The organism is Pseudomonas sp. UV AK001, assembly GCF_046097675.1.
In the GTDB taxonomy this organism is placed as follows: Bacteria; Pseudomonadota; Gammaproteobacteria; order Pseudomonadales; family Pseudomonadaceae; genus Aquipseudomonas; species Aquipseudomonas kribbensis.
The window spans coordinates 35,700-60,684 of the sequence record NZ_JBJUVZ010000009.1 but is presented as its reverse complement, the minus strand read 5'-3'; the positions used below and the strand labels follow the sequence as shown (position 1 = coordinate 60,684).

Below are 24,985 nucleotides of genomic sequence, written 5' to 3'. Positions count from 1 at the left end.
CGACGATTATAGCGACTCGGGTGCTTCTGTAAACCCCTGAATTCTGACTATTTTTGCGCCCTCTGCGAATCACGCTCGGCGCAGGGCGTTGCGCAGTTTTTGCATAGCGCGCCAGGCGCGGCTGTTTTGTATGGCGCGCAGTTCGGCTTCGGCTTGTTCGGCGCGTTGCAGGGCGGTTTCCAGTGCCGGGTTTACCGGGTGGGCGAGGTTGTGGCCTTTGCACAACTGGAAGTTGTCGAGGTTGCACGGTGGCAGGTCGAACGCGGGTTTGAGGCTGATGTGTTCGTTGGCGAGGAAGAAACTGTTGAGGCCATCGAACAGGACGTTGGTGTAGCCGGTGTCGATCACCAGGTGTTCCCAGGTGTGGTCGCGCTCCCATGGGGTTTCGATGAGGATGATCCATGGTCGGAAGCGGCTGAAGTCCATACCACGCAGTACGGTTTCTTCGTGGCCTTCGACGTCGATTTTCAGAAAGTGGATCGGCCGTTCACCGGCATGTTCTTCGCAGATCGAGGTCAGTGTGCGTGCGTTGACGGTGAGGCTTTGCACGTCCATGCCAAGGTTTTTGCGCTCTTGCGCAACGACCGGGTCGGCGGTGGACAGGCCGGTGCCGGGAATGCCGTAGAAGGTCACTTCGCCGGGCTCATCACTGGCGATGCATTGCAGCGTGGTGTCGCGGGGGCGTTGCTGGCGGAGGGCGTCGTGGAAGTTCTGCATCGGCTCGACGTTGATGCCGCTCCAGCCACGATCGTAGAACGCCTTGGTCACCGAATCGTGGATCGGGTCATTGGCGCCGACATCGATGTAGAAGCCGTTTTCAAAGAACTTGAGGGCGCGCCACAGGCGGATGTCTTCGAAATTCTGTGCGTAAGAGATGAACGTCACGGTCACTCCCTGTCGGTCAGATTCTTCTTGTTCGTGCGTGCGCTGCCGGCACGGTGTGAGCCTGTATAGCAAGGGTGGTAGGCCGGTGCAATTGTCCTCTCCCCCCGTCCGCGATTCGGCGGTTATGTCCTTTTGCTTGGGGGCTTATGCACAACGGGCTTTGAAGAGGGCGGGCTTAGAGTGGATTTTGTGGAAGGGTTCTCATTTGATGCGCAAATCCCTGTTTTACCGGTTTTTTATTTGTGTGAACAAAAAATGACCAAGGCTGTTAATGGCTTGAAACAGGCGTGGATATTGGATCCACGAGAATTCCATCAACAGAGTTATCCACAGGCTGTGGAGATTTAAGCGCGTTCGGCCAGCAGCAGGAAATTGCGCGGTGTGAGCGGCGCTTCGCAGAAGGTGCCGAGGCGTACGACGTATCCCTGCTCGGTGAGGAAAAGTGCCCGATCAAGGTTCAGCCAAAGCTCCAGCGGGCGTCGGAACAGTCCGCGCAGCAATTCCAGGTTGCGAACTTCGGCCAACCGCTGCCAACCGGCGGCTTCCAGTGCCGGCCAATCCTGCTCGCCGATTGTGGATAACTCTTTCAGCGTCGCCAGGTCGCGACAGTAATCGGCGAACGATTTTTCCAGCCATGCGCTCGGCAGGGAAGGTGTCGGCAAGTATTCGTCGACGCTGCGTACTTGCCGTTGCAGCAAATCGAAAGCCAGTCGGCGGGCCATGGAGGTGTCACGCTGACGTCGGACTCGGGCCCCGGCGGTGACGGTTTCGCTCATCGGCAGGGATAGATCTTCCAGTGAGAGCTGTAGGGCTGATCGCGAACCTGCGGAGGACAATGGCTGATATTCAGTGCGACTGATCCGGTTGTAGCAGCATGGTGCGATCGCCAATTGTCGGCATCCAGTCGCCGAAGCCAGTTGCATCAGGCGCACATGCAAGTCGCCGCAAGCGTGCAGGGCGACGGGCGTGTGTTCGCTGTTCAGCAATAAAGCCGCGTCCGCCGCGAGCACATCCTGCTCGATATGCAGTGCGTGCAAGTGATGACGCTGACTCAGTGCCTGACCGCTCGCGACCAGTGTCGGGTCATATTCCAGACAGGTGAGTTGCTGACCGGCGCCGAGCAGGCGCCGCCCCAAATGGCCTTTGCCCGAACACCAATCCAGCCAGTGCTTCGGTTGTGAGGCAAACGACAAGCGGCTGGCGAAGGCCTCAATCTGCTGCCATTTGCGCCCGGGCACATCGACATTCAGGCGATGGCCGGCAACTTCCAGGTCATGCGCAGGCAATTCACCCAGCGCACTCAGCTCAAGCGACAACGCCGCCAATGAAGCAAACGGCTCCGGCGCACTCAAGAGTTCGGCAGGATTGTTGTGGGCGTTTTCCGCATCTTCCAGCGAGCGCCCGCGTAGCCACGAGGCCAGCTCCGGGCAGGACGCTTCCCAGGGAAGTTGCAGATGAGTAAACGGGCGGGGCTTCCACAGCGCCTGATGTGCTGTGAGAAATGTATCCAGTGCCGTGAAACGGGCGAGTAGGGCCTCGCCCGTCAGCACGTCAGAAGAATCAGCGTCCCTGGCACGCATCGACGCGCAGCCAGCGTTCCAGCAATTTGAAACCGCGAACCAGCACGTAGGCCATCACCAGGTAGAACAAGCCGGCAGCGAAGAAGATCTCCACCGGCAGGTAAGTGCGGGCAATGATTGTGCGGGCCATGCCGGTCAGTTCCAGCAGCGTCACGGTGCTGGCCAGGGCGCTGGCCTTGAGCATCAGGATCACTTCGTTGCTGTAGGCCGGAAGACCGATGCGCGCAGCGCGCGGCAAGATGATGTAGAACAGCGCTTTCGGCCGGGACATACCCAGCGCCCGCGCCGCTTCGATTTCGCCCGGCGGAATCGCCTGGATCGCGCCGCGCAGGATCTCGGCGATGTAGGCGGCGGTGTGCAGGGTCATGGTCGCGGTCGCGCACCAGAACGGATCGCGCAGGTACGGCCACAGCGCGCTGCTGCGCACCGCGTCGAACTGCGCCAGGCCGTAATAGACCAGGAACAGTTGAACCAGCAACGGCGTGCCACGGAAAAAGAAGATGTAGGCGTAGGGCAACGAACGCACATACCACAGCTTCGAAGAGCGGGCGATGCCCAGCGGGATTGCCAGCAGCAGACCGGCGATGACTGCGATGGCCACCAGTTCCAGGGTCAGGGTCGCGCCCTGCGCCAGTTTCGGCAGCCACTTGATGATGACTTCCCAGTTCATTGAGCGCTCCTCGCGAAGCCGCGTGCGGCGCGTTTTTCCAGGAAGTGCATGCCGGTCATCGCCAGTACCGTCAGGCACAGGTACATGAGGGCGGCGACCATATAAAAGGTGAACGGCTGTTTGGACACGGTCACGCCGATCTGTGCGTGACGCATGATTTCTTCCAGGCCGATGACCGACACCAGCGCGGTGTCCTTCATCAGAATCATGAACAGGTTACCCAGACCGGGCAGGGCGATACGCCACATCTGCGGCATGATCAGCCTGGTGAAGATCCGCCATTTCGACAGGCCCAGGGCCACGCCGGCCTCACGGTGGCCCTTGGGAATGGCGAGGATCGCGCCACGGAACACTTCCGTGGCGTAAGCGCCGAAGCACAGGCCCAGCGCGATGACGCCGGCGGCGAAGGCGCTGAGTTCCAGTTCGGGATTGCCGAAGAACTCTCCAAGCGCGCGCATGGCGTTGACCGTACCGAAGTAGATCAACAGCACCCAGAGCAATTCCGGGACGCCGCGCACCAGGGTCGAATAAGTGCCGCCAAGCCATTGCAGCGGCTTGTACGGGGAAGTCTTGGCCAGGGCGCCGAGCAGACCGAGCACCAGCCCGAGGCACAGGGCCGTAAGTGCCAGTTTGACGGTCATCAGCGCGCCGGCGGCGAGCGCCGGGCCGAATCCGTAGAGGTCGATAATCATGGATTTCTTTTCAAATCGCGGCAGGCAAGGCCGGGAGCCTGCACCGTCGGATCACGGCGCAGGTCCCGCACGTCAGGATCAGTAGATGCTGAACGGGAAGTACTTGTCGTTGATCTTCTTGTAGGTACCGTCGGCGACGATTTCCTTCAATGCGGCGTTCAGCTTCTCGCGCAGCGGGTCGCCTTTGCGCACGGCGATGCCGATCTTGTCGCTTTCCACGACCGGGTCGCCCTTGAACTCGTAGTTCTTGCCGGCGTCGGTTTTCAGCCAGTCATAGTTGGCGTACTTGTCGGCTAGGATGGCGTCGACACGACCGGAAGTCAGGTCGAGGTAGGCGTTTTCCTGGGTGTCATACAGTTTGACCTGGATATCGCTACCGTAAGTGTCTTCAAGCCAGGTGCCAGCCAGGGTCGCGCGTTGCGTACCGATGATCTTGCCCTTGAGCGCGTCCTTGTCGGTTTTGAAGTCGACGTTTTTCGGCGCGATGAACTGCAGCTTGTTCGAGTAGTACGGGTCGGTGAAGTCCACTGCGCCCTTGCGCTCGTCGGTGATCGACAGCGAGGAAATCAGGAAGTCGAACTTCTTGGCGTTCAGGGCCGGGATGATGCCGTCCCAGTCGGAAGTCACGACGCTGCACTCGACTTTCATCTTGGCGCACAGGGCGTCGCCGATGTCTTTGTCGAAACCAACAACCTGGCCGCTGGCGTCTTTATTGTTGAACGGCGGGTAAGCGGCTTCGATGCCCATCTTCAGGGTCTCGGCCATGGCGCCGGCGCTGAACGCCAGGGAGACGGCGGCGGCCAGGAAGACCTTTTTGTAGTTCTGCATGCGGGTAGCTCCGTTAGCGGTTGCTGGACATGAATTGTTTGCAGCGCGCCGAAAGCGGGTTTTCGAACACCTGCTGTGGCGATCCTTGCTCTTCGACCAGGCCCTGGTGGAGGAACACCACTTCACTGGACACCTGACGGGCGAACCCCATTTCGTGGGTCACGAGCAGCATGGTGCGGCCTTCTTCGGCCAATGCGCGGATGACATTAAGTACTTCCTGGACCATTTCCGGGTCAAGGGCGGAGGTGGGCTCGTCGAACAGGATCACCTTGGGCTGCATCGCCAGCGTGCGGGCAATCGCCGCGCGCTGTTGCTGACCGCCCGACAGTTGCGCAGGGTAGGCGTGGCGCTTGTCTGCGATGCCGACCTTGGCCAGCAGCGCTTCGGCGACTTCGATGGCTTCGGCCTTGCTCTGGCCGAGCACGCGGCGCGGGGCTTCGATGATGTTGTCGAGCACGCTCATGTGCGGCCACAGATTAAAGTTTTGAAACACAAAACCAATCTCGGAGCGCAGGCGATTGATCTGCTTGCCGTCGGCGGCAACCAGCTCGCCATTCTTGGCGGCCTTGAGCTTGAGTTCTTCGCCGGCAACCAGGATCTGGCCCTGGTGCGGGTTCTCCAACAGGTTGATGCAACGCAGGAACGTGGACTTGCCGGAACCGGAGGAACCGAGGATCGAGATCACATCGCCGTCGCGGGCGGTCAGCGAGATGCCTTTGAGCACCTCAAGCTGTCCGTAGCGTTTGTGCAGGTTGCGGATTTCAAGCGCGGGCGTGGCCTCAGCCATGTGCGTTCCTCATATATGTTGCGCTCCAGCTGTTGGTGGCCTCCCTGGCGAGGCGGCCAAGCTAGCATAGCGTTTCAATGGCAGCCAACAGCGCTACGAGCGGTAAACGGATGGCGTGTGGCAGGTTGTCGCATCAGCGCAGCAGACTGTCGCCCCGTCAACAACCGAACGGGCGTTTGAACGTTGATTCCCGTGGGTGTCGCGTAAAAAAAGGCGCGATGTTGCCACCTTTGGCGGGGTGTTGGAAGCGCTATCCGGCCGAACGTTCCTCATTCGCCCTTTTATTGTGCATCCCGCACTTTTTCAGTGTGTTTCTGGTGCGCCCGTTCGTTTGAAAAGTGAGTCGCAGGGTAACGCTTTGGCGAAAGGCCAGTATTCTCAAGGACTTGCGATGACTGTCCGGTCGCGCTAAAAACCGCGGGCCAGAAGACTTTGAAACATTTTGGCGCAATTATTGCGTGCAGAATCTGGAACGCCCCGTTGGATTCTTTTTACGAGAAGGAACGCCAGACGGGCCGGACGCAATCGCTTTCCTCGCAAAGGTAGTTTCAATGAGCAGTACCCCAAGCTCCAATGGCCTCGAACAGGGGCTCAAACCGCGTCATGTGACCATGCTGTCGATCGCCGGTGTGATCGGTGCAGGTCTGTTCGTCGGCTCCGGCCACGCGATCGCCGCCGCCGGCCCGGCCGTGCTGCTGGCCTACGCCGCTGCCGGCATGCTGGTTGTGCTGGTCATGCGCATGCTCGGCGAAATGGCCGTTGCCTCGCCGGACACCGGCTCCTTCTCGACTTACGCCGACCGCGCCATCGGCCATTGGGCCGGTTTCACCATCGGCTGGCTCTACTGGTGGTTCTGGGTATTGGTGATCCCGCTGGAGGCCAACGCCGCCGCGACCATCCTGCACGCCTGGTTCCCGAGCGTGGAGATCTGGGCCTTCGCGCTGATCATCACCATGCTGCTGACCGTGACCAACCTGTTCAGCGTGAAAAACTACGGTGAGTTCGAATTCTGGTTCGCCCTGCTCAAAGTCGTGGCGATCATCGGTTTCATCATTCTGGGTGTGGCGGCCATTTTCGGTTTCCTGCCGAACAGCCAGGTGAGCGGCGTTTCGCACATCTTCGACACTCAAGGCTTCCTGCCAAACGGCCTGGGCGCTGTATTGGGCGCGATTCTGACCACCATGTTCTCCTTCATGGGTACCGAGATCGTGACCATCGCGGCCGCGGAATCGAAGAACCCTGGCAAGCAGATTTCCAAGGCCACCAACTCGGTGATCTGGCGGATCGGTCTGTTCTACCTCGTATCGATCTTCATCGTCGTGGCCCTGGTGCCATGGAACGATCCGGCGCTGGCCAGCCTTGGTTCCTACCAGACTGTGCTGGAACGCATGGGCATCCCTAACGCCAAGATGATCGTCGACATCGTCGTTCTTGTAGCTGTGACCAGCTGCCTGAACTCGGCGCTGTACACCTCTTCGCGCATGCTGTTCTCCCTCGGCAAGCGTGGCGATGCTCCTGCCATGGCAACTCGCACCAACAAGAGCGGCACCCCTTACTGGGCGGTGATGCTGTCCACTGGCGCGGCGTTCCTGTGCACGTTCGCCAACTACGTGGCCCCGGCTGCAGTGTTCGAATTCCTGCTGGCCAGCTCCGGCGCCATCGCGCTGCTGGTGTACCTGGTGATCGCGATTTCGCAACTGCGCATGCGTAAACAACGCATGGCTCGCGGCGAAAAAATCGTCTTCAGCATGTGGCTGTTCCCGGGCCTGACCTACGCGGTGATCGTGTTCATCGTGGCCGCCTTGACCATCATGCTGTTCCAGGAAGCCCACCGCGTGGAAATCCTCGCGACCGGCCTGCTGAGCCTGGTGGTTGTCGCGACCGGCATGCTCGTGGCGCGTCGTCGCAAGGCAGAAAACCGTGGTGCGGTGGTGTTGAACTGATCCGTATCGCGTAATGCAAAACGGCCGCTGTCAGTGATGACAAGCGGCCGTTTTTGTTTGCGGGCGAGGTTTATTCGCTCTTTTCTTCCTGCGCTTCGAGCGACTGGCCGTAGGTGTCCAGTGCCTTCCCGAAGTCTGTGATGAACTGCGGCTCGCTCAGCCAGGCCTGGGCCGTCTCGCGATCCATGCCATCGGCCCACATGCGATAGTCGATCAGCATGTCGGCGGCCAGGTGAGTGGCAGCCATGCCTTCGTCGTCGGCGTTTTCCATGTCCAGCAGTTCAGGATGGTCGACGATGATGAACGCCAGTTCCCGCAGCAGGGTCAGCAGCATGTCGTCGCGGCTGACGGCTTCGGCGTCGCGCATCTTGCTGAACATCGCCAGGGTGTATTCCGGGATCGGCTCGGCCAGGTGACCGTGGTCATCGTCCAGGGCCAGAGGTTTGCGGCCGACCATGCGGATCTGCTTGGCTTTGGCCTTGGCGCGTTTGGCGCGTTTCTGTTGCTTGTTCAGGGATGCCATGGGAACTCAGTCTTTCTGTTGGGTTTGTGCGGCGATCGCGTCGGACGCGGCCACATAGTCTTTCTGGAAGTCAGGCGATTCGATCCAGGCCAGGGCGCCGGCTTCGTCGGTCTCGGTGGACCACTGGCGGTACTCGATCAGGGCGGCGAGGATGAAATCCATCGCGCCTTCTTCGCCTTCCTGCTCGTACACCAGCTCCAGCAGCGGGTCCTCGAGGAACGCGGTGCACATGGCCTGCTGGCTGATCTTCTCGGCGTCGATCATTTTCTTGAACAGTTCGGTCAGGTCCACCGACTCGAAATCGATGCGGTCGTCGTTCGGGTCCAGCTCGACCGGTGCCTCGGCGCGTTTGGTGCGGTTCTGCTTGGCCTTGGTCTTGGCCCGGGCGGCGCGTTTTTGCTGCTTGTTGGCGGAAGCCATGGTGTGTGTTCCGTGATGCGTTGGAGGGGACTCAACTGCGCGGCACTTGCCGCCCCGGTGTATCGGGGGCCAGTGCGCCGGTTTGCAGCCAGGTCAGCGCGATGGGCCATAGTGTGGCTTGGTATGCGCTGCGAAAAAAGGCGAAATGTCCGACTTCCTGTTCGCCGATGTCCTGCGGCTCGATTCGCAGGTGGGTCTTTTGCGCATTGTGGAAGTAATCGAGCAGGCGTTCGGTTGCCGGGATGGTTCCGTAAGGATCGTCGCTGATGCTGATCGCCAGGGTGTTTGCGCGGACGTTGCTGAAGGGCAAGCGACCCGTTTTTGTCAGCATCGCGCGACCGCTCGGACGCCGTTCATACCGCGCGCTTGGCGTGCTCCAGTCGCGCACAACACCAGCGGGCGTGTCCTCCAGCCAGCCGAGACGCTTGCCGGGGAAGTAACCGCAGAACAGCGTCAGCAGCGGCATCAGCAGATGCCACTTGCCGAACATCCGCCGGCGATGTTCCGGGGCGTAATCACGCCAGTAGGCAAACTGGGCGCCAACGGTTACCAATCGTCGGATCGCTGATCCGGAAGCGCCGAGCCCCGCCGCACAACCGCCGAAGCTATGCCCGACCACATCGATCGGCTGGCCGGGAAACTCCCGCTGAGCACGATTGAGCATCGCCTCGAAATCCAGTGCTCCCCAATCTGTCCACGAAGCCTGCAAGCGTTTCATCGACGTTGGTCGCGACTCACCAATACCCCGGTAGTCGAAGATGATCACATCGAAATTGTGGGCGAACAGGTAAGCGGCAAAACGCGAATAGTGGCGGCAACGCACCGAGGTGGCAGCGTTAATGATGACCACCGGGCGCTGTGCGTCAGGTGAGGCGTGGCGCCAGGTGAACCCGCCAAGAACATATCCGTCGGCGGCGGGCTCCCGGAAGGGTTCGTCCTGAACGTCGCTTGTGAGGGCGACCCTGTCCCGAGCATTTTCCAGTGCCTGCGTCTCTTGAAAACCCATGGCTCTCGACCTTCGCGAAGTAGCTGCCAACGATAGTCTCGGCAGCTCTCGTGAACAATCCGTCAGTGTTTATTCACTCGGTTGATTGCGCAGGCGCTCTTCGAGTTGAAGCTGTTCACGATTCAATTCCGCTCGCAATTCATCTTCGCTCGGCAGCACCAGCTTGTAGCTGCTGGCGAACAGTTGTTCATTGCCCTTGAGCATCGAGTAGTGCGCAACCGACTCGTTCTGTTGTGCACAGAGAATGATCCCGACTGTCGGTCCGTCGCCCTCGCTGCGTTTGAGGTCGTCGTACATGCGGATGTACATGTCCATCTGCCCGACGTCCCGGGCACTGAGTTTGCCGCGCTTGAGGTCAATGATGACGAAACATTTGAGCAGATAGTTGTAGAACACCAGGTCGATGTAAAAATCATCGTCGCCGGCGCTGATGCGTTGCTGACGGCCGACAAAGGCGAAGCCCTTGCCCAGTTCGAGGAGAAAACCCTGGAGCTGATCGATCAAGGCCTGTTCCAGTTCGGATTCCTGAAGCTTGCCCGGTGAGGGCAGGCCGAGAAACTCCAGAAGGACGGGGTCGCGGATGAATTCCCGGGGATTGCTTTTCATCGCGGCGATGTTGGTCGCTGCCTCTGCATAGAGGTCGGTCCTGTCTCGGCTCATCAACAGACGTTCGTAGTAGAGCGTGTTGATCTGCCGATCCAGGGCGCGGCTTGACCAGTTTTGCGAGGCGGATTCGTTCATGTACCACTGCCTGGCTGATTCGCTTTCGACCTGCAATATCCTGCGGTAATGGGTCCAGCTCAATTCGAGACGCAGTGCGTCTCGAATTGGAAAGAGCTGATAAAACTGCCGCATTTTGCGAAGGTTGGTTACGTCAAAGCCTTTTCCAAAGTCTGTGGTCAGCCCTTCCGCCAATGTGGCCAGCAAAAACTTTCCATACCCGGCCCGCCGGGCCCCTTGTTGTTCAAACTCGACAATATGCCGCCCGATCTGCCAGCAGGTCTGGACCTGAATCGTATCGACCGTTCGTAATACTTTCTTTCGCGCTTCACGTATCAAGTCACCGAGGTTGCCCAGCAACGAGTCGAGTTTCGGATCTTGCGTATCAGCAGGTTCAAGTTGGCTCATCAGGTCTTCCGGCTCAGGAGAAACAGAAGCGAGAGCATGCCAATAACCTACGACTTGGCGATGCCGGCCATGTCTGGTTCAACTGAAGGAAGGGTGAGGGGGTTTTGCGGGATCTGACCGAGTACGGCAATGATTGGGGAATACAACGCGTAGTCCTTTTCGCACCCAGGACAACTCCCAATCAATCTGAAACCTGCCCCGCATCACAAAATCTAAACAGGAGTAACGATTGGGTTCTGCGAGAACCCGGGAGTACTCATCATGAAACGCGTCACTTCACTCATGTTGCCCGTCGCCGCTGTGGCGATTCTGATGTTCCCGCTCATGGCGCAGGCCACGAGTGCCGAGCCTGTCGAAAGCGCCGGCGTGCAAGTCCAGCAGCAACAGCAAAACGGGATCAATTATCTGTCCGGCGGGATTGGGCTGGACGAGTCGCGGGCCATTCAACAGTCCGCTGGTTACAACTTGCACATGACCTTCGCGGTCGGTGCGCAAAATCTGTACACCTCGGACGTCGATCTGGTGGTGCAGAAGTCGACAGGACAGCCTGTTCTGAACCTGAACCAGATCGGGCCTCTGGTTTATGCACAGTTGCCTCCGGGCAAATACACCGTGGTCGCTACCCGCAATGGCGAGGTGCGCCGGGACGTTGCCAATGTCGGCAGTGGTGCAGCCAGCAATCTGGTATTCCATTGGGACTGGCACCAATAGCGTCGGCCAGGACGGGATTCGCCCTGAATCCCGTCCTTCGCGATCACTTGCGTACTTGCCGGTAGATCCGTAAGCCGAACAGCGCAACGCTCACCAGCATTAGGGGAATGAGGCTTTGCCACACGACTTCGAACCAGTACCTGCGCGGTTGCAGATCCCGGAGGAACGTTGTGCGCGGGCCGCGGTTCGTCGTCGTAATTGAGCCACTGATCAGGCTGTCGATGATCAAGTAGATCGACGCGCCAATGGCGAACGTGATCAACACCCCAACTAGAAGGGTCAGCCAGAACGAAGTCCGGCTCTGCCGATAAGGGGGCGGATGGGGCAGGGGGACGCGGGTTCGTTTCTGGTTCATCGACGTGATGACCCTCTTCCGTAAGGGGCGGCCAAAGTATCGTGGATCCGCAATGACTGAAACCCGTCAGCGTTGAAAACTCATCGCTCAATGACTGATACTGTTTCTCATTAACGCCCGTGAAAGGATCACATTGGCTCAGTCAAACGAACCCGGACTCGCCCCTCGATGCCGCCAGCCCCCCGCCTGCTGCTGAGTTTTCAGGAACACTACGACGACTTGCTGAATTTCCTCACCCGACGCATGAGCGACCGGCAGCGAGCGGCCGACGTGGCACAGGAAACCTATCTGAAGCTGCTGAACATCGATGAGTCGGTGGCGGTGCTCAACGACCGTGGTTTCATCTTCAGGGTGGCGGGCAATCTGGCAATCGATACCTTGCGTCGCGAGCAGCGCTTGAGCGGCAGTTTCGGCGACGATCTGGAATATTCCCAGGTCGTCGATCCTGCTCCCGCGCCGGAGGCGGCGTTTCTGGCCAAGGAGCGCCTGGGGATACTCGACGACGCCCTGCAGCAGTTGTCACCCAATGCGCGGCAGGCATTGCTGCTCAATCGCCTCGAAGGCTTGACCCAGGCGCAAATCGCCGTTGAACTGGGCGTCTCCGAAAGCATGGTGGCCAAGTACATCGGCCAGGCCCTGCGTCACTGTCGCGACTGGCTGAAGACCAACCATGCGTGACCTTTCTCTTTCCAGCCACGATGCCGCCATGACCGACCCTTCGCAAAGCCTTGAAGACACCGCACTCGACTGGGTGGTGCTGCTCAACTCGGGCAAGGCCACTGCGGCCGATCGGCTCGCCTATCAACAGTGGTGTGGCGAAAGTCCGGTTCATCAAACCCTGGCCGATGAGGCGCAGATGCTGTGGTCGATGATCGGCCAGACTTCGACCGCCAGGCAGCACCCGAAAACGCACCCGGCTGCACGTCGGGGCAGGCACTGGTGGCCGGCCCTGGCCGCCTCGGTGGTGCTGGCGATTGCCGGAGTGACAGGCTGGCAGCAATGGCCGGCGCTCAGTTCCGATTATCACACCAGTGTCGGCCAGCAGCAGCGCGTGACGCTGCCCGATGGCAGCCAGGTCATCCTCAACAGCGCCAGCGCGTTTTCGCTGGCCTATTCCAACGATGAGCGCACCGTGATCCTGCGCGAAGGCGAAGCGCTGTTCGAGCCTGCGTCGGATCCCCGGCCGTTTGTTGTGCGCATAGGCGATGAGCGTGTGCAGGCCAGTGGCGGAGCCTTCAGTGTGCGCCGCGATGGTGACGCCGTGACACTGGTGGTCAGCACCGGTCAGGTTCAGCTCAGCGGCCAGCACCAGCCGATGCTGGTGCAAGCCAATCAGCGACTGGAGCATCAACCCGGCCAGCCACTGCTCGCCGGGCAAAAAGTCGACGCCGCAAGTCTGACGGCCTGGCAGCGCGGCAAGCTGATCTTCAACGGGCGCCCGCTGGGTGAGGTGATTGGCGAGCTGGAGCGTTATCAGCACGGCAGGATCCTGATCTCCGACCGCGAACTGGCGGCGCTGCCGGTCAGCGGTGTGTTCGAACTCAACGACCCGCAAGGCTCGCTGCGCACGCTGGAGCAACGCTATCCGCTGAAGGTCACCTACCTGCCGTGGCTGGCGGTGCTGCACTGATCTGAAACTTTTTTCATAACGCGACTGCAAGTTCCTTCCTGCCGAATCGTCGTAGTGGGACTGAGAAGAAACTCATTCTCATTGACGCATTCATTTTGGCTGGGAAGGAAGACGTGAAAGGTATGTTCAAGCAGTCGGCACAGACGCGCAGCAACCACGGCAGAAACATCATGAGCCGGACCCTGTTGGCTCAGGCGATCATCGCCGGCCTGTTCGGTTCTACCCTGGTGCAGGCGCAGACCAGGGATGCTGCCGCGCAGGAAACCGGCGCACAACAGCGCCAGGTGACGCTCTCGTTGCCTTCCCAGTCCCTCGATCAATCCCTGACTGCGTTTGCCGATCAGGCCGGCTTGCGCCTGCTTTACACCACCGCCGACGTCGAAGGCGTGCAGGCCGATGCGCTGAACGGTTCGATGAGCATCGCCCAGGCGTTGCAGACGCTGCTGGCCGGCAGCGGCATGAGCTGGGAATTCAGCGACGCGCGGACGGTGATCCTGCGCCGTGCAAAGGCACCGGCGGACGCCATGACGCTCAAGCCGATCGAAGTCAGCGTGGCTTCGCGCACCAGCACCGCCATCAGTGAGATTCCCGGTACGGTCTGGGTGGTCGATCAGACCCAGTTGCGCGAACAACTGCAGACCGGTGTCAGCCTCAAGGAGGCCATCGGCAAACTGGTGCCGGGCCTCGACCTGGCGCCGGAAGGGCGTACCAACTACGGCCAGAACATGCGCGGGCGCAACGTGCTGGTGATGATCGACGGCGTCAGCCAGAACAGCTCGCGCGGGTTGTCGCGCCAGTTCGACAGCATCTCGCCGTTCAACGTCGAGCGCGTCGAAGTGCTGTCCGGTGCCAGTGCGATTTACGGCGGCGGCGCCACCGGCGGCATCATCAACATCGTCACCAAGAAGGCCACCCCGGGGCCGGCGCAATTCGAAACCCAGATCGGTGCCAGCAGCGGCTTCAACAACAGTGACGATCTCTCCACGCGCATCGCGCAATCGGTCAGCGGCGGCAACGACAATATCAGCGGCCGCCTCGGAATTGCCGGCGAGCAGAACAAGGCGTTCTACGACGGTGCCGGCAAGCAGATCTTCATCGACAACACCCAGACCGACCTGCAATACAACCGCACCATCGACGTCATGGGCAGCCTGGCGATGCGCTTCACCGACGAGCAGACCCTCGATCTGCTGGCGCAGTATTACGACTCGGGCAACAACGGCGACACCGGCATCTACTTTCCCAACCTGAAATACCAGAAGCCGTCGAACCTGGAAGACGCCGAACTGCGCAGCGGTTACTCCACCGACCTCGATCCGCGCACCAAGCGCGTGCTGCTCAATGCCAACTACCACCACAGCGATGTGCTGGGGCAGGACTTCTACCTGCAAGCGTCGTATCGCAAGGAAGACAACAACTTCTACCCGTTCCCTTACTACAACACCGGCAAACCGGTGGGTTCAAAAGGCGTGTACTTCGCGGCATCGCAACAGAACTTCGAGGTCAGCAGCCTCAAGGCGCTGTTCGCCAAGGAGTGGCAATCCTTCAAGTTCACCTACGGCGTGGACCTGGATCGCGAGCGTTTCAATGCCGAGCAGAGCACCTTCGATCAGCGCGTCTCTTCGGAAAGCGGCGGGCTGGATCTGGATACGTTGAGCAAGGCCCCGCGTTACCCGAGCTATCGTGTCGACGGCCTCTCCGGTTACGGCCAGCTCGACTGGTACGCCACGGACAACCTGACTGTCTCCGGCGGCATGCGTCGTCAGCAGATGGACGTGGATGTCGGCAACTTCAAAGGCATCGCCGGCGGCAGCAACGATTACGCGGTCAACCTGTACAACCTCGGCACCATTTACGATTTCAAGAACGGCCATCAGCTGTGGGTCAACTACGGCGAAGGTTTCGATCTGCCGGACCCCGCCAAGTTTTACGGCAAGCCGGGCCTGAGCGTCGCTGACAACCCGTTGGCCGGCATCAAGAGCCGTCAGGTGGAAACCGGCTGGCGCTACTCCGACAGCGACTGGGACGCACAGGCGGCGCTGTATTACATCTGGTCGGACAAAGTCATCACCACCGACAGCGCCACCCTGACCATCGACGTGATCGATCAGAAGAGCCGCGACTACGGTTTCGAAGGTGCACTGACCCGGCACTTCCAGAGCGGCTGGGAAGCGGGCAGCACCCTGCACCTGGTGCGTTCGGAAGAGGAGGGCGCCAACGGCGGCTGGATCAAGCGCGACGCCCGCTACGCCTCGCTGTCGAAATCCACCGCGTTCATCGGCTGGAAAGGCGACCATACCAGCGCCCGCCTGCAAGGCAATCACGCCTTCACCCTCAAGGACGACGCCGACCACAAGATCAGCGGCTACACCACCTTCGACCTGCTCGGCAGCCGCGACACCGAATTCGGTACCTTTAGCGGCGGCATCCAGAACCTGCTGGACAAGCAGTACAGCACCGTATGGGGCCAGCGGGCGACGCTATTCTACTCGCCGACCTACGGCCCGGCGTACCTGTATGACTATCAGGGCCGTGGGCGGACGTATACGTTGAGCTGGTCGATGGCTTATTGACCGGCTGAAAAGACAAAACCCGCGATTTCTGGAAAGGGATCGCGGGTTTTTTTCGGGCTGCGAGATGGGCCGGATTCAGCCGCCATCAAATCGCAGGCATAAAAAAACCCTGAATCTTGCGATTCAGGGTTTTCGGTATTTGGTGCCCAGAGACGGAATCGAACCGCCGACACGGGGATTTTCAATCCCCTGCTCTACCGACTGAGCTATCTGGGCAACGGGGCGCATTAAAAGGGTTTTTCGGATTTACGTCAACGACTTTTTTAAAATTTCTTAAATTAATTCCGTCGCTTACGATCAGACCCCCGATTTCCGCTGATTATTCCGCTGGCGGAACGTAGCCTTCGGCCTGGGCGTATTCCTCGCCGGAGAAGTACTTGTCCATTTCGCCCTGCAGATATTTGCGGTCTTCGGCGTTCATCATGTTCAGGCGTTTTTCGTTGATCAGCAGGGTCTGGTGTTTCTGCCAGTCGGCCCAGGCCTTGGCCGAGACGTGTTCGAAGATGTCCTGGCCCTTGGCGCCCGGGTACGGTGGGCGCTCCAGACCTTCGAGTTGTTCTTTGTACTTGCGGCACATTACGGTGCGGGTCATGTCGACTCTCCTGCATTCAAGACGGCGGCCGCGCGTTCGAGCAAGGTCTTGACCGGGGCGGCGAGGCCCAGGCGCGGCGGGGTGGCGAGGTTATACCAGAGCCAGTCGGCCTCGGCCACGTGACCGCCGGCTTCCTGTACCTGGACCAGCCAGGGTTCGATGGACAACTGGAAATGGCTGAAGGTATGGACGAGGCTCGGCAGCGCCTGCTGCTCGCCCAGTTCCAGCGAGTGCTGCGCGGCGAGGTGTGGCAGGTCGTCGAGGTCGTCGAGTTCCGGCAGGCTCCACAAACCGCCCCACAATCCGCTGGACGGGCGGCGATAAAGCAGAATCGCGCCATCCTCGTTGGCCAGCAGCGGCATCAGCGTGCGTTTCTGCGGAATGGCTTTGCGTGGCTTGGGGATCGGGTAACGCGTCTCCAGACCGAGCATGTGTGCTTCGCAGCCCTTTTCCAGCGGGCACAGCAGGCAGCTCGGTTTGCTGCGGGTGCACAACGTGGCGCCCAGATCCATCATCGCCTGGGTGTAAGCGTTGACCCGATCCTGTGGCGTGAAGCGTTCTGCGTTGGCCCACAGCTGTTTGGCGACCTTCGGCTCGCCGGGGTAGCCCTCCTGCGCGGTAAAGCGCGCCAGCACCCGTTTGACGTTGCCGTCGAGGATCGGCGCCCGCAGGCCCATGCTGATGCTGGCAATCGCGCCAGCAGTGGACAGGCCGATGCCCGGCAAGTCCGTGAGCTTCTCGACATCCCGGGGAAACTCGCCGCCGTACTGGCTGACCACGATCTTCGCGGTCTTCTGCAGATTGCGCGCGCGGGTGTAGTAACCCAGCCCCGTCCACAGGTGCAGCACTTCGTCCTCCGGCGCTTCGGCCAGGGCCTCGACCGTCGGCAACGCGGCCATGAAGCGGTCGAAGTAATTGAGCACAGTGCTGACCTGGGTCTGCTGCAACATGATCTCGGATACCCACACCCGATACGGGTTGATGTTCTGTTGCCAGGGCAAATCATGGCGGCCGTGGCGGTCGAACCATTCCAGCACCGCCGTGGAAAACTGCTCCGCTCTCATCGCTTGAACAGCCCCTTCAATGCGTTTTTCAGTTCCGGGCTGACTTTGTCGCCCAGTTTCTCGTCGATTTTTTCGCTGAGTTTGTCGCCGGCCATTTTGGTCGCGACCTGGCCCAGACGTTCGTTGTCCACGCGGCAAGCCTTGGCCCCTAGTTCCAGCGGGCCACGGCAGCGCAGCGGCCATTCGATGCCGACGAATTTCTCGCCGACCTGGCAGGCCGGATCCGGCATGGCGCTGGTGTCGCCTTCGACGATGATGCCGACGCGATAGTCCATGCCCAGCACTTTCAGGTCGATGTCGCCGTCACCGTTGACGGTCATGCCCGGGATGCGCACTTTCAGGTCCGGGTTGTTGGCCACACCGTTGCGGAAGGTCAGGTTGCCCTTGAGCTCCTGGAACGGCGTGTCCTTGCCCCGCGGTTCGCCGCTCAGGGATTTGCGGTTGAGGGTGGCGATGCCTTTGCACAGTTGCTGTTCAAGGTTGGCGTTGAGCAGCACGCCGTTGTTGATCACGAAACTGGCGTTGCCGTTGAGGGTGTCGATCAGCGCCTGCTGGCTGTTGCCGCTACCTGTGACGGTGCTGGTGAGGTTCACCAGGCCTTTGACCGGCGGGTTCTTGCCCTGGCTCTCGAGGATTTTTTCCACCGGCACGCGGTTGATCCGGGTTTGCAGGTTCAACAGCGGTGCATTCGGGCGTACGTCGAGGGTGCCCTTGGCTTCGAAGTCGCCGTTGTACAACTCGCCGCGCAGGTTCTCCAGGGTCAGCAGGCCGCCCTGGCCGGTGGCTTTCAGCGCGGCGTTCTGGATCGGCAGCTTGTCGAGGGTCAACTGGCCGAAGGTCAGGTCGGCATTTACGTCCAGTCTGCTCAGGCGCTCCACCGGAAACAGTCGCTCGGTGCTCCAGGCGCTTTTGCTCGGTTTGTCCGGCAGCGGGGTGCTGCCGGCGCCGGCCATGGCATCGGCTTCGGTGCTGGCGACTTCCGTCTGGCGTGCCTGGGTGGCGCTGGCGGCTTTTTCCGATTTCGGCGGCAGGTAGCGGTCGACGTTGAAGGTGTCGGCCTTGAGGATCGCCCGCAACGATTGCTTGGCGAAGTCTTCGACGGCGATGCGGCCGCTGAAGCTGCTGTCATCGAGTTTCAGGTTGATGTTGTCCAGCGCCAGGCTGGTCGGTGTGGCAGCGACACGGCTGACCAGCTCGACCTTGCTCAGGCTGCCTTCGGCCATGGCCGGCAGGGTCTGGCCGATGCTGTCGACGAACTTCGCCAGGTCGAACTGGGCGATGGAGATCGCGCCGGTGATTTGCGGGGTCTTGTCCAGATCGTTGGCCTTCAGTTCACCCAGTGCGCGCAACTGGTTGGCGGAGATCTTGATCCCGGTCCATTCGGCGACATTTGCAGCCTTGTCCAGCAGCATCTGCCCTTGGGCGGAGAACGTCATGGCTTTGCCTTGCAGCGGGTCGCCGGTCAGTTCGCCGGACAGCTTCAGGTCTTCGAACTTGTAACGTTGCAGGGCGCGCTCGATGCGCAGCTCGCCGTTCAGCTCGGTGCGCACGCGCAGCACGGGCTGATTGGTGCTGAGGAACGCCGTGGCTTTCAGCGGAATGTTGGTCGAATCGTGCACCGCACCGGTGCTCAGCTGGATGCTTTCGGCGCTGAACTGCTTGCCGGTCTGCTCGTCATTGTATTCAACCCGGGCGTTGTTGACGGTCAGGCTGTCGATGTCGAGGCGGATCGGCTGCGGTGGTTTTTCCGGCTGGGCAGGCGTTTCGGCGACCGGTTCGCCGGCGGCAGCTGGCGGGGTGCTGCCCGGCGCAGGAGCGGCAGTCGGCAGCTTGCCGATGTCTTCCCAGTTGCCGTGGCCGTTCTTGTCGCGGTTCAGGCGCAGGTTCAGGCCTTCGACACGCACATCGCTCATCTGCACTTCGCGGCGCAGCAGCGGCAGCACGCGCACCGACAGACCGAGCATCTGCAGATCGGCATACGGTTCGTCAGGCTTGATCAGGGTGGCGACGCTGGCCTCGTGCAGTTCCAGGCCGAGCCACGGGAACAGGCTCCAGCCGATATCGCCATTGAGCGTCAGCTCGATGTGGGCCTTGTCGCGGGCTATCTGGCGGATCTCGTTTTTGTAGTCGTTGGGATCGAAGAAGTGGGTCAGGGCGAAGCCCGCCGCCACAATGATCAGCAACAGCCCGAGAAGTACCAGACCCAGGATTTTGCCGAACGCTTTCATGGGCGAGTCCTTGTAGTTAGTCGAATTCGTAATTTAGCCGGGGAGTATAGCGCTGCCTGACCCCGTGCTGGTGCGGTGTCCTGAGGAGCCTCTTGAACCGCGGCGTGCAGCGCTTCGACAACGGTCGGCGGGAGGGTTCCCCGGTGATATGAGATCAGATGACTCGAAAAAGGTGATATCAGTTTGGTTTTTCTGTCACGTGCAGATGGTAACCTTCGCCCGTTCGTCCGTCCCTCTGCGACTTTTGGTCGCGCTTCAAGGAGCTCCACCCACCAACACGGTCATGCCTGCGTGCATAAAGGCCGGGGGTGAGCAGTGGCTGACGAACGCATACTAATAATTGGGGGATACACAATGAGCACGAGCATCACGGCGGACGGCCTCAGCGCCGCCCAGCCTGCGTTCCTGTCCAAGGAACGCATCATCGCCAAGCCCGGTTTCAACCGCTGGCTGGTCCCACCGGCCGCTCTGGCCATTCACCTGTGCATCGGCATGGCCTACGGTTTTTCCGTGTTCTGGCTGCCGCTGTCCAAGGCATTGGGCATCACCGCGCCGGTGGCTTGCGCGCCGGACATGGGCTTCATCGCACAAGTCTTCTCGTCGCAATGCGACTGGCCGATCTCCATGCTCGGCTGGATCTACACCCTGTTCTTCATCTTCCTCGGCTGCTCGGCAGCGATCTGGGGCGGCTGGCTCGAACACGCCGGGCCACGCAAGGCCGGCGTCGTATCGGCACTGTGCTGGTGCGGTGGCCTGCTGATTTCCGCGCTGGGTATTTATACCCACCAGATCTGGCTGATGTGGATCGGCTCCGGCGTGATCGGCGGTATCGGTCTGGGCCTGGGCTACATTTCGCCGGTCTCGACCCTGATCAAGTGGTTCCCGGACAAGCGCGGCATGGCCACCGGCATGGCGATCATGGGTTTTGGTGGCGGCGCGATGGTCGGCGCTCCACTGGCAACCGCACTGATGAGCCATTTCGCTTCGCCGACTGGCGTGGGCGTATGGCAGAGCTTCGTGGCCATGGCCGCGATCTACTTCGTGTTCATGATCGGTGGTGCGCTGGCTTACCGCGTGCCGCCAACCGGCTGGAAGCCTGAAGGCTGGACCGCGCCGGCGAAGAAAGCCTCGAATGCGATGATCACTCACCGTCACGTTCACGTGAATGTGGCGTGGAAAACCCCGCAATTCCGTCTGGTGTGGCTGGTGCTGTGCCTGAACGTGTCGGCCGGTATCGGCATCCTCGGTATGGCTTCGCCACTGTTGCAGGAAGTGTTCGGCGGCAAGCTGCTGGGCAACGATCTGCCGTTCGGGCAACTGGATGCCGGTCAACTGGCTTCCATCGCTGCCATTGCAGCCGGTTTCACCGGCCTGCTGAGCCTGTTCAACATCGGCGGCCGGTTCTTCTGGGCCTCGTTCTCGGACTACCTGGGCCGCAAGAACACTTACTTCGTGTTCTTCGCGCTGGGTTTCGCGCTGTACGCACTGATCCCGAACCTCGGTCACCTGGGCAACGTTGCGCTGTTCGTGGCGGCGTTCTGCATCATCCTGTCGATGTACGGCGGTGGTTTTGCGACCGTTCCGGCGTACCTGGCCGACCTGTTCGGCACGCAAATGGTCGGCGCGATCCACGGTCGTCTGCTGACTGCCTGGGCCGCCGCTGGCGTGCTGGGTCCGGTGTTGGTGAACTACCTGCGTGAGTATCAGTTGAGCATTGGCGTTGAACGCGCCGCGGCTTACGACATCACCCTGTACATCCTCGCCGGCCTGCTGGTGCTGGGTTTCCTGTGCAACCTGCTGGTGCGCCCAGTGGCGGACAAGTACTTCATGACTGACGCCGAACTGGCCGCGGAGCAGGCGCTGGGCCACGACAAGGGTGCTGACAGCAGCACTGTGCTGGAGTGGAAAGCCGCGCCGGGCAGCAAGCCGTTGGCAATCGCTGCGTGGCTGGTGGTAGGGATTCCGTTGGCGTGGGGTGTGTGGGTGACCCTGCAGAAGACGGCGGTTCTGTTTCACTAAGTAGCTGAAATTGCCAGCCTGATGTTTCGGGCTGGCGCTAAAACCTGTGGGAGCGAGCTTGCTCGCGAAGAGGGTAGATCAGTCGACATCACTGTTGGCTGGCCCACCGCTTTCGCGAGCAAGCTCGCTCCCACAGTTGTTTCGGGCTGTCCGAAATGGCTTGTATGGACATGTCTATCCCCGACAGCACGGGCTTCTATCCGTCTGCCATATCACGTCTCGTGTTTCTGTTTCGGCCCCGCACCCCTATAATGGCTGCCTTTTTCGCCCAATGATTTTGCGGAGCTGGTGATGGCCGAACGTAAGGCGTCTGTCGAGCGCGACACTCTGGAAACCCAGATCAAAGCCTCGATCAACCTTGATGGCACCGGAAAGGCCCGATTCGATATCGGTGTTCCTTTTCTTGAGCACATGCTGGATCAGATCGCCCGTCACGGGTTGATCGACCTGGATATCCAATGCAAGGGCGATCTGCATATCGACGACCACCATACCGTGGAAGACGTCGGTATCACCCTCGGCCAGGCCTTCGCACAAGCCATCGGCGACAAGAAAGGCATCCGTCGCTACGGCCACGCCTACGTGCCGCTCGATGAAGCGCTGTCGCGCGTGGTGATCGATTTCTCCGGCCGTCCGGGCCTGCAGATGCACGTGCCGTACACCCGCGCCACCGTTGGCGGTTTCGACGTCGACCTGTTCCAGGAATTCTTCCAGGGCTTCGTCAACCACGCGCTGGTCAGCCTGCACATCGACAACCTGCGTGGTACCAATACCCACCACCAGATCGAAACCGTATTCAAGGCTTTCGGCCGCGCGCTGCGCATGGCCGTCGAGCTGGACGAGCGCATGGCCGGCCAGATGCCTTCGACCAAGGGCGTGCTGTAATGCAGACGGTTGCGGTAATCGATTACGGCATGGGCAACCTGCACTCGGTGGCCAAGGCCCTCGAGCACGTTGGCGCCGGCAAGGTGCTGATCACCAGCGATGCGGACGTGATCCGCGAAGCCGACCGCGTGGTTTTCCCCGGCGTCGGTGCGATTCGCGATTGCATGGCGGAGATCCGTCGCCTCGGTTTCGACTCGCTGGTACGTGAAGTCAGCCAGGATCGCCCGTTCCTCGGCATCTGCGTCGGCATGCAAGCCTTGCTCGACACCAGCGAAGAGAACGACGGCGTGGACTGCATCGGCCTGTTCCCGGGCGCAGTGAAGTTCTTCGGCAAAGACCTGCATGAAGACGGCGAGCACCTGAAAGTCCCGCACATGGGCTGGAACGAAGTGAAGCAGTCGGTGGATCACCCGCTGTGGCACAACATTCCGGACCTGGCGCGTTTCTACTTCGTGCACAGCTACTACATCGCCGCCGGTAACCCGCGCCAAGTGGTCGGCAGCGGTCATTACGGCGTCGATTTCGCCGCAGCGCTGGCCGAAGGTTCGCGTTTCGCCGTGCAGTTCCACCCGGAGAAGAGCCACACCCATGGCCTGCAATTGCTGCAGAACTTCGCTGCGTGGGACGGTCGCTGGTAAATGGCTGTCAAGAAATCCAAGCCGCCGATCCTGACCCTCACGCCTGAGCAGGAGAGCGAGGCCAACCGCAAGATCCAGCGGTTCATGGAGGATCGTTTCGAACTGGACCTGGGTTCGTTCGAGGCGGCGGAAATTCTTGAGCTGTTTACCCGCGAAATTGCTCCGCACTATTACAACAGGGCGATTTTCGATGTGCAGACCCACCTCAAGGAGCGGTTTGAAAGCATCGAAAGCGACCTGTGGGCGCTCGAGAAAAACTGATTTCCGAGCCAAGCTGAACATTCAAATTTGAAGGTTTGCCAGATGCTGATTATTCCCGCTATCGATCTCAAAGACGGTGCCTGCGTACGTCTGCGCCAGGGCCGCATGGAAGATTCCACAGTGTTCTCCGATGACCCGGTGAGCATGGCTGCCAAGTGGGTGGAGGGCGGTTGCCGCCGTCTGCATCTGGTCGACCTGAACGGCGCTTTCGAAGGCCAGCCGGTCAACGGCGAAGTGGTGACCGCGATTGCCAAGCGCTACCCGACCCTGCCGATCCAGATCGGCGGCGGCATCCGTTCGCTGGAAACCATCGAGCACTACGTCAAGGCTGGCGTGAGCTACGTGATCATCGGCACCAAAGCGGTGAAAGAGCCGGCGTTCGTTGCAGAAGCCTGCCGCGCATTCCCGGGCAAAATCATCGTCGGCCTCGACGCCAAAGACGGTTTTGTCGCCACCGATGGCTGGGCTGAAATCAGCCAGGTGCAGGTCATCGACCTGGCCAAACAGTTTGAAGCCGACGGCGTGTCCTCGATCGTTTATACCGACATCGCCAAAGACGGCATGATGCAGGGTTGCAACGTACCGTTCACCGCTGCGCTCGCTGCCGCGACCAAGATCCCGGTGATCGCTTCCGGCGGCATTCACAACCTGGGTGACATCAAGTCGCTGCTCGACGCCAAGGCACCGGGCATCATCGGCGCAATCACCGGCCGGGCGATCTACGAAGGCACCCTCGACGTCGCCGAAGCGCAAGCTTTCTGCGACTCGTACCAAGGCTGAGGACTGACCATGGCGCTGGCCAAACGCATCATCCCTTGCCTGGACGTGGACAACGGCCGGGTCGTCAAAGGTGTGAAGTTCGAGAACATCCGTGACGCCGGCGACCCGGTGGAAATCGCCCGTCGCTACGACGAGCAGGGTGCCGACGAGATTACCTTTCTCGACATCACCGCCAGCGTCGATGGCCGCGACACCACGCTGCATACCGTCGAGCGCATGGCCAGCCAGGTGTTCATCCCGCTGACCGTCGGTGGTGGCGTGCGTACCGTGCAGGACATCCGCAACCTGCTCAATGCCGGTGCGGACAAGGTGTCGATCAACACCGCTGCCGTGTTCAACCCGGAATTTGTCGGCGAAGCGGCGCAGCATTTTGGCTCGCAATGCATCGTCGTCGCCATCGACGCGAAGAAGGTTTCGGGCCTGGGCGAAACCCCGCGCTGGGAAATCTTCACCCACGGCGGCCGCAAGCCGACCGGCCTCGACGCGGTCGAGTGGGCGAAGAAAATGGAAGGCCTGGGTGCCGGTGAAATCCTCCTGACCAGCATGGATCAGGACGGCATGAAAAACGGCTTCGATCTCGGCGTGACTCGCGCCATCAGCGATGCGCTGGGCATTCCGGTGATCGCTTCCGGCGGCGTCGGCAATCTGCAGCATCTGGCTGACGGGATTCTCGAAGGCCACGCCAGCGCCGTGCTGGCGGCGAGTATTTTCCACTTCGGCGAATACACGGTTCAGGAAGCCAAAGCCTACATGGCCAAACGCGGCATCGTAATGCGTTAAACCATAC

General features: G+C 60.6%; 24 protein-coding genes, 1 tRNA gene and 1 pseudogene. 11 read left to right on the top strand and 15 right to left on the bottom strand.

The window, feature by feature from the left end; all coding sequences use genetic code 11:
* Positions 1 to 69: 69 nt before the first annotated feature.
* The 6 genes from ACKLNA_RS22560 to ACKLNA_RS22535 all read right to left on the bottom strand — a co-directional run bounded on the left by ACKLNA_RS22560 (position 70) and on the right by ACKLNA_RS22535 (position 5,442).
* On the bottom strand, positions 70 to 885 hold the full coding sequence (locus ACKLNA_RS22560; RefSeq protein ID WP_408987148.1) for an FkbM family methyltransferase: 816 nt from the start codon (positions 883 to 885) through the stop codon (positions 70 to 72).
* A 344-nt stretch (positions 886 to 1,229) separates the two neighbouring features.
* The gene (locus ACKLNA_RS22555) at positions 1,230 to 2,465 is read right to left on the bottom strand and encodes a methyltransferase (RefSeq protein ID WP_408987147.1); all 1,236 of its coding nucleotides are present in this window, start codon (positions 2,463 to 2,465) and stop codon (positions 1,230 to 1,232) included.
* Complete coding sequence (locus ACKLNA_RS22550) at positions 2,446 to 3,135, bottom strand: ABC transporter permease (RefSeq protein WP_085712748.1); 690 nt, start codon at positions 3,133 to 3,135, stop codon at positions 2,446 to 2,448. The genes ACKLNA_RS22555 and ACKLNA_RS22550 overlap by 20 nt, the downstream gene beginning before the upstream one ends.
* Positions 3,132 to 3,827: an ABC transporter permease gene (locus tag ACKLNA_RS22545; protein ID WP_114881079.1), complete on the bottom strand. Its 696-nt coding sequence runs from the start codon at positions 3,825 to 3,827 to the stop codon at positions 3,132 to 3,134. The genes ACKLNA_RS22550 and ACKLNA_RS22545 overlap by 4 nt, the downstream gene beginning before the upstream one ends.
* Positions 3,828 to 3,905: 78 nt before the next feature.
* Positions 3,906 to 4,655, bottom strand: coding sequence for an ABC transporter substrate-binding protein (locus ACKLNA_RS22540; protein WP_085712750.1), 750 nt, complete (start codon positions 4,653 to 4,655; stop codon positions 3,906 to 3,908).
* Positions 4,656 to 4,668: 13 nt separating this feature from the next.
* On the bottom strand, positions 4,669 to 5,442 hold the full coding sequence (locus ACKLNA_RS22535; RefSeq protein WP_007897462.1) for an ABC transporter ATP-binding protein: 774 nt from the start codon (positions 5,440 to 5,442) through the stop codon (positions 4,669 to 4,671).
* 551 nt (positions 5,443 to 5,993) lie between these two features.
* Here ACKLNA_RS22535 and gabP point away from each other — a divergent pair.
* Positions 5,994 to 7,385 carry a GABA permease gene (gabP, locus tag ACKLNA_RS22530; RefSeq protein ID WP_085712751.1) on the top strand — a complete coding sequence of 464 codons (1,392 nt, stop codon included), beginning with the start codon at positions 5,994 to 5,996 and terminating at the stop codon, positions 7,383 to 7,385.
* A 70-nt stretch (positions 7,386 to 7,455) separates the two neighbouring features.
* On the opposite strand, the gene ACKLNA_RS22525 is transcribed toward gabP, so the two are convergent.
* The 4 genes from ACKLNA_RS22525 to ACKLNA_RS22510 all read right to left on the bottom strand — a co-directional run bounded on the left by ACKLNA_RS22525 (position 7,456) and on the right by ACKLNA_RS22510 (position 10,462).
* Entirely contained in the window at positions 7,456 to 7,908 is a 453-nt protein-coding gene (locus ACKLNA_RS22525; protein ID WP_248738638.1) for a hypothetical protein, read from the bottom strand.
* 6 nt (positions 7,909 to 7,914) lie between these two features.
* Positions 7,915 to 8,328 (bottom strand): hypothetical protein, encoded by a 414-nt coding sequence (locus tag ACKLNA_RS22520; RefSeq protein ID WP_085712753.1) that lies wholly within the window; start codon positions 8,326 to 8,328, stop codon positions 7,915 to 7,917.
* Between the two features lie 31 nt (positions 8,329 to 8,359).
* Positions 8,360 to 9,334 (bottom strand): alpha/beta fold hydrolase, encoded by a 975-nt coding sequence (locus ACKLNA_RS22515; RefSeq protein ID WP_408987146.1) that lies wholly within the window; start codon positions 9,332 to 9,334, stop codon positions 8,360 to 8,362.
* A gap of 69 nt (positions 9,335 to 9,403) precedes the next feature.
* On the bottom strand, positions 9,404 to 10,462 hold the full coding sequence (locus tag ACKLNA_RS22510) for a YhcG family protein (protein WP_408987145.1): 1,059 nt from the start codon (positions 10,460 to 10,462) through the stop codon (positions 9,404 to 9,406).
* A 261-nt stretch (positions 10,463 to 10,723) separates the two neighbouring features.
* Between ACKLNA_RS22510 and ACKLNA_RS22505 the strand changes: the two genes are divergently transcribed.
* On the top strand, positions 10,724 to 11,173 hold the full coding sequence (locus ACKLNA_RS22505) for a carboxypeptidase regulatory-like domain-containing protein (protein ID WP_408987144.1): 450 nt from the start codon (positions 10,724 to 10,726) through the stop codon (positions 11,171 to 11,173).
* 43 nt (positions 11,174 to 11,216) lie between these two features.
* On the opposite strand, the gene ACKLNA_RS22500 is transcribed toward ACKLNA_RS22505, so the two are convergent.
* The gene (locus tag ACKLNA_RS22500) at positions 11,217 to 11,528 is read right to left on the bottom strand and encodes a hypothetical protein (RefSeq protein WP_408987143.1); all 312 of its coding nucleotides are present in this window, start codon (positions 11,526 to 11,528) and stop codon (positions 11,217 to 11,219) included.
* A 168-nt stretch (positions 11,529 to 11,696) separates the two neighbouring features.
* Between ACKLNA_RS22500 and ACKLNA_RS22495 the strand changes: the two are divergent.
* The 3 genes and pseudogenes from ACKLNA_RS22495 to ACKLNA_RS22485 form a co-directional block, all read left to right on the top strand.
* Positions 11,697 to 12,191 (top strand): annotated as a pseudogene (locus tag ACKLNA_RS22495) (RNA polymerase sigma factor); the annotation flags it as partial.
* 7 nt (positions 12,192 to 12,198) lie between these two features.
* On the top strand, positions 12,199 to 13,158 hold the full coding sequence (locus ACKLNA_RS22490) for a FecR family protein (RefSeq protein WP_408987142.1): 960 nt from the start codon (positions 12,199 to 12,201) through the stop codon (positions 13,156 to 13,158).
* 170 nt (positions 13,159 to 13,328) lie between these two features.
* Positions 13,329 to 15,731, top strand: coding sequence for a TonB-dependent siderophore receptor (locus tag ACKLNA_RS22485; protein ID WP_408987141.1), 2,403 nt, complete (start codon positions 13,329 to 13,331; stop codon positions 15,729 to 15,731).
* 140 nt (positions 15,732 to 15,871) lie between these two features.
* On the opposite strand, the gene ACKLNA_RS22480 is transcribed toward ACKLNA_RS22485, so the two are convergent.
* The 4 genes from ACKLNA_RS22480 to ACKLNA_RS22465 form a co-directional block, all read right to left on the bottom strand.
* A tRNA-Phe gene (locus ACKLNA_RS22480) sits at positions 15,872 to 15,947 on the bottom strand.
* 103 nt (positions 15,948 to 16,050) lie between these two features.
* Complete coding sequence (locus ACKLNA_RS22475; protein ID WP_085712761.1) at positions 16,051 to 16,323, bottom strand: oxidative damage protection protein; 273 nt, start codon at positions 16,321 to 16,323, stop codon at positions 16,051 to 16,053.
* Positions 16,320 to 17,387 (bottom strand): A/G-specific adenine glycosylase, encoded by a 1,068-nt coding sequence (gene mutY / locus ACKLNA_RS22470; protein ID WP_248738630.1) that lies wholly within the window; start codon positions 17,385 to 17,387, stop codon positions 16,320 to 16,322. Before mutY ends, ACKLNA_RS22475 begins: the two co-directional genes overlap by 4 nt.
* Positions 17,384 to 19,615: an AsmA family protein gene (locus ACKLNA_RS22465; RefSeq protein ID WP_408987140.1), complete on the bottom strand. Its 2,232-nt coding sequence runs from the start codon at positions 19,613 to 19,615 to the stop codon at positions 17,384 to 17,386. The genes mutY and ACKLNA_RS22465 overlap by 4 nt, the downstream gene beginning before the upstream one ends.
* A gap of 354 nt (positions 19,616 to 19,969) precedes the next feature.
* On the opposite strand from ACKLNA_RS22465, the gene ACKLNA_RS22460 reads away from it, so the two are divergent.
* The 6 genes from ACKLNA_RS22460 to hisF all read left to right on the top strand — a co-directional run bounded on the left by ACKLNA_RS22460 (position 19,970) and on the right by hisF (position 24,978).
* Positions 19,970 to 21,634: an OFA family MFS transporter gene (locus tag ACKLNA_RS22460; protein ID WP_085712763.1), complete on the top strand. Its 1,665-nt coding sequence runs from the start codon at positions 19,970 to 19,972 to the stop codon at positions 21,632 to 21,634.
* A gap of 291 nt (positions 21,635 to 21,925) precedes the next feature.
* Positions 21,926 to 22,519 carry an imidazoleglycerol-phosphate dehydratase HisB gene (gene hisB / locus ACKLNA_RS22455; RefSeq protein WP_039764670.1) on the top strand — a complete coding sequence of 198 codons (594 nt, stop codon included), beginning with the start codon at positions 21,926 to 21,928 and terminating at the stop codon, positions 22,517 to 22,519.
* The gene (hisH, locus tag ACKLNA_RS22450; RefSeq protein WP_085712765.1) at positions 22,519 to 23,157 is read left to right on the top strand and encodes an imidazole glycerol phosphate synthase subunit HisH; all 639 of its coding nucleotides are present in this window, start codon (positions 22,519 to 22,521) and stop codon (positions 23,155 to 23,157) included. The genes hisB and hisH overlap by 1 nt, the downstream gene beginning before the upstream one ends.
* Complete coding sequence (locus ACKLNA_RS22445; RefSeq protein WP_011332018.1) at positions 23,158 to 23,418, top strand: DUF2164 domain-containing protein; 261 nt, start codon at positions 23,158 to 23,160, stop codon at positions 23,416 to 23,418.
* Positions 23,419 to 23,460: 42 nt separating this feature from the next.
* Positions 23,461 to 24,198 (top strand): 1-(5-phosphoribosyl)-5-[(5-phosphoribosylamino)methylideneamino]imidazole-4-carboxamide isomerase, encoded by a 738-nt coding sequence (gene hisA / locus ACKLNA_RS22440; RefSeq protein WP_085712767.1) that lies wholly within the window; start codon positions 23,461 to 23,463, stop codon positions 24,196 to 24,198.
* A gap of 9 nt (positions 24,199 to 24,207) precedes the next feature.
* A complete protein-coding gene (gene hisF / locus ACKLNA_RS22435; protein ID WP_320329486.1) occupies positions 24,208 to 24,978 on the top strand; it encodes an imidazole glycerol phosphate synthase subunit HisF in 771 nt (256 codons plus the stop codon).
* The last annotated feature ends 7 nt before the right edge of the window (positions 24,979 to 24,985 follow it).

Bases quoted from the DNA above. Each gene is read 5' to 3' on its own strand.
- gabP (WP_085712751.1), top strand. From the start codon at position 5,994: ATGAGCAGTACCCCAAGCTCCAATGGCCTCGAACAGGGGCTCAAACCG.
- ACKLNA_RS22525 (WP_248738638.1), bottom strand. From the start codon at position 7,908: ATGGCATCCCTGAACAAGCAACAGAAACGCGCCAAACGCGCCAAGGCC.
- ACKLNA_RS22550 (WP_085712748.1), bottom strand. From the start codon at position 3,135: ATGAACTGGGAAGTCATCATCAAGTGGCTGCCGAAACTGGCGCAGGGC.
- ACKLNA_RS22475 (WP_085712761.1), bottom strand. From the start codon at position 16,323: ATGACCCGCACCGTAATGTGCCGCAAGTACAAAGAACAACTCGAAGGT.
- ACKLNA_RS22465 (WP_408987140.1), bottom strand. From the start codon at position 19,615: ATGAAAGCGTTCGGCAAAATCCTGGGTCTGGTACTTCTCGGGCTGTTG.
- ACKLNA_RS22555 (WP_408987147.1), bottom strand. From the start codon at position 2,465: ATGCGTGCCAGGGACGCTGATTCTTCTGACGTGCTGACGGGCGAGGCC.
- ACKLNA_RS22540 (WP_085712750.1), bottom strand. From the start codon at position 4,655: ATGCAGAACTACAAAAAGGTCTTCCTGGCCGCCGCCGTCTCCCTGGCG.
- hisF (WP_320329486.1), top strand. From the start codon at position 24,208: ATGGCGCTGGCCAAACGCATCATCCCTTGCCTGGACGTGGACAACGGC.
- hisB (WP_039764670.1), top strand. From the start codon at position 21,926: ATGGCCGAACGTAAGGCGTCTGTCGAGCGCGACACTCTGGAAACCCAG.
- ACKLNA_RS22510 (WP_408987145.1), bottom strand. From the start codon at position 10,462: ATGAGCCAACTTGAACCTGCTGATACGCAAGATCCGAAACTCGACTCG.
- ACKLNA_RS22460 (WP_085712763.1), top strand. From the start codon at position 19,970: ATGAGCACGAGCATCACGGCGGACGGCCTCAGCGCCGCCCAGCCTGCG.
- ACKLNA_RS22515 (WP_408987146.1), bottom strand. From the start codon at position 9,334: ATGGGTTTTCAAGAGACGCAGGCACTGGAAAATGCTCGGGACAGGGTC.
- ACKLNA_RS22485 (WP_408987141.1), top strand. From the start codon at position 13,329: ATGAGCCGGACCCTGTTGGCTCAGGCGATCATCGCCGGCCTGTTCGGT.
- ACKLNA_RS22445 (WP_011332018.1), top strand. From the start codon at position 23,158: ATGGCTGTCAAGAAATCCAAGCCGCCGATCCTGACCCTCACGCCTGAG.
- ACKLNA_RS22500 (WP_408987143.1), bottom strand. From the start codon at position 11,528: ATGAACCAGAAACGAACCCGCGTCCCCCTGCCCCATCCGCCCCCTTAT.
- ACKLNA_RS22520 (WP_085712753.1), bottom strand. From the start codon at position 8,328: ATGGCTTCCGCCAACAAGCAGCAAAAACGCGCCGCCCGGGCCAAGACC.
- ACKLNA_RS22490 (WP_408987142.1), top strand. From the start codon at position 12,199: ATGCGTGACCTTTCTCTTTCCAGCCACGATGCCGCCATGACCGACCCT.
- hisA (WP_085712767.1), top strand. From the start codon at position 23,461: ATGCTGATTATTCCCGCTATCGATCTCAAAGACGGTGCCTGCGTACGT.
- ACKLNA_RS22545 (WP_114881079.1), bottom strand. From the start codon at position 3,827: ATGATTATCGACCTCTACGGATTCGGCCCGGCGCTCGCCGCCGGCGCG.
- ACKLNA_RS22535 (WP_007897462.1), bottom strand. From the start codon at position 5,442: ATGGCTGAGGCCACGCCCGCGCTTGAAATCCGCAACCTGCACAAACGC.
- ACKLNA_RS22505 (WP_408987144.1), top strand. From the start codon at position 10,724: ATGAAACGCGTCACTTCACTCATGTTGCCCGTCGCCGCTGTGGCGATT.
- mutY (WP_248738630.1), bottom strand. From the start codon at position 17,387: ATGAGAGCGGAGCAGTTTTCCACGGCGGTGCTGGAATGGTTCGACCGC.
- hisH (WP_085712765.1), top strand. From the start codon at position 22,519: ATGCAGACGGTTGCGGTAATCGATTACGGCATGGGCAACCTGCACTCG.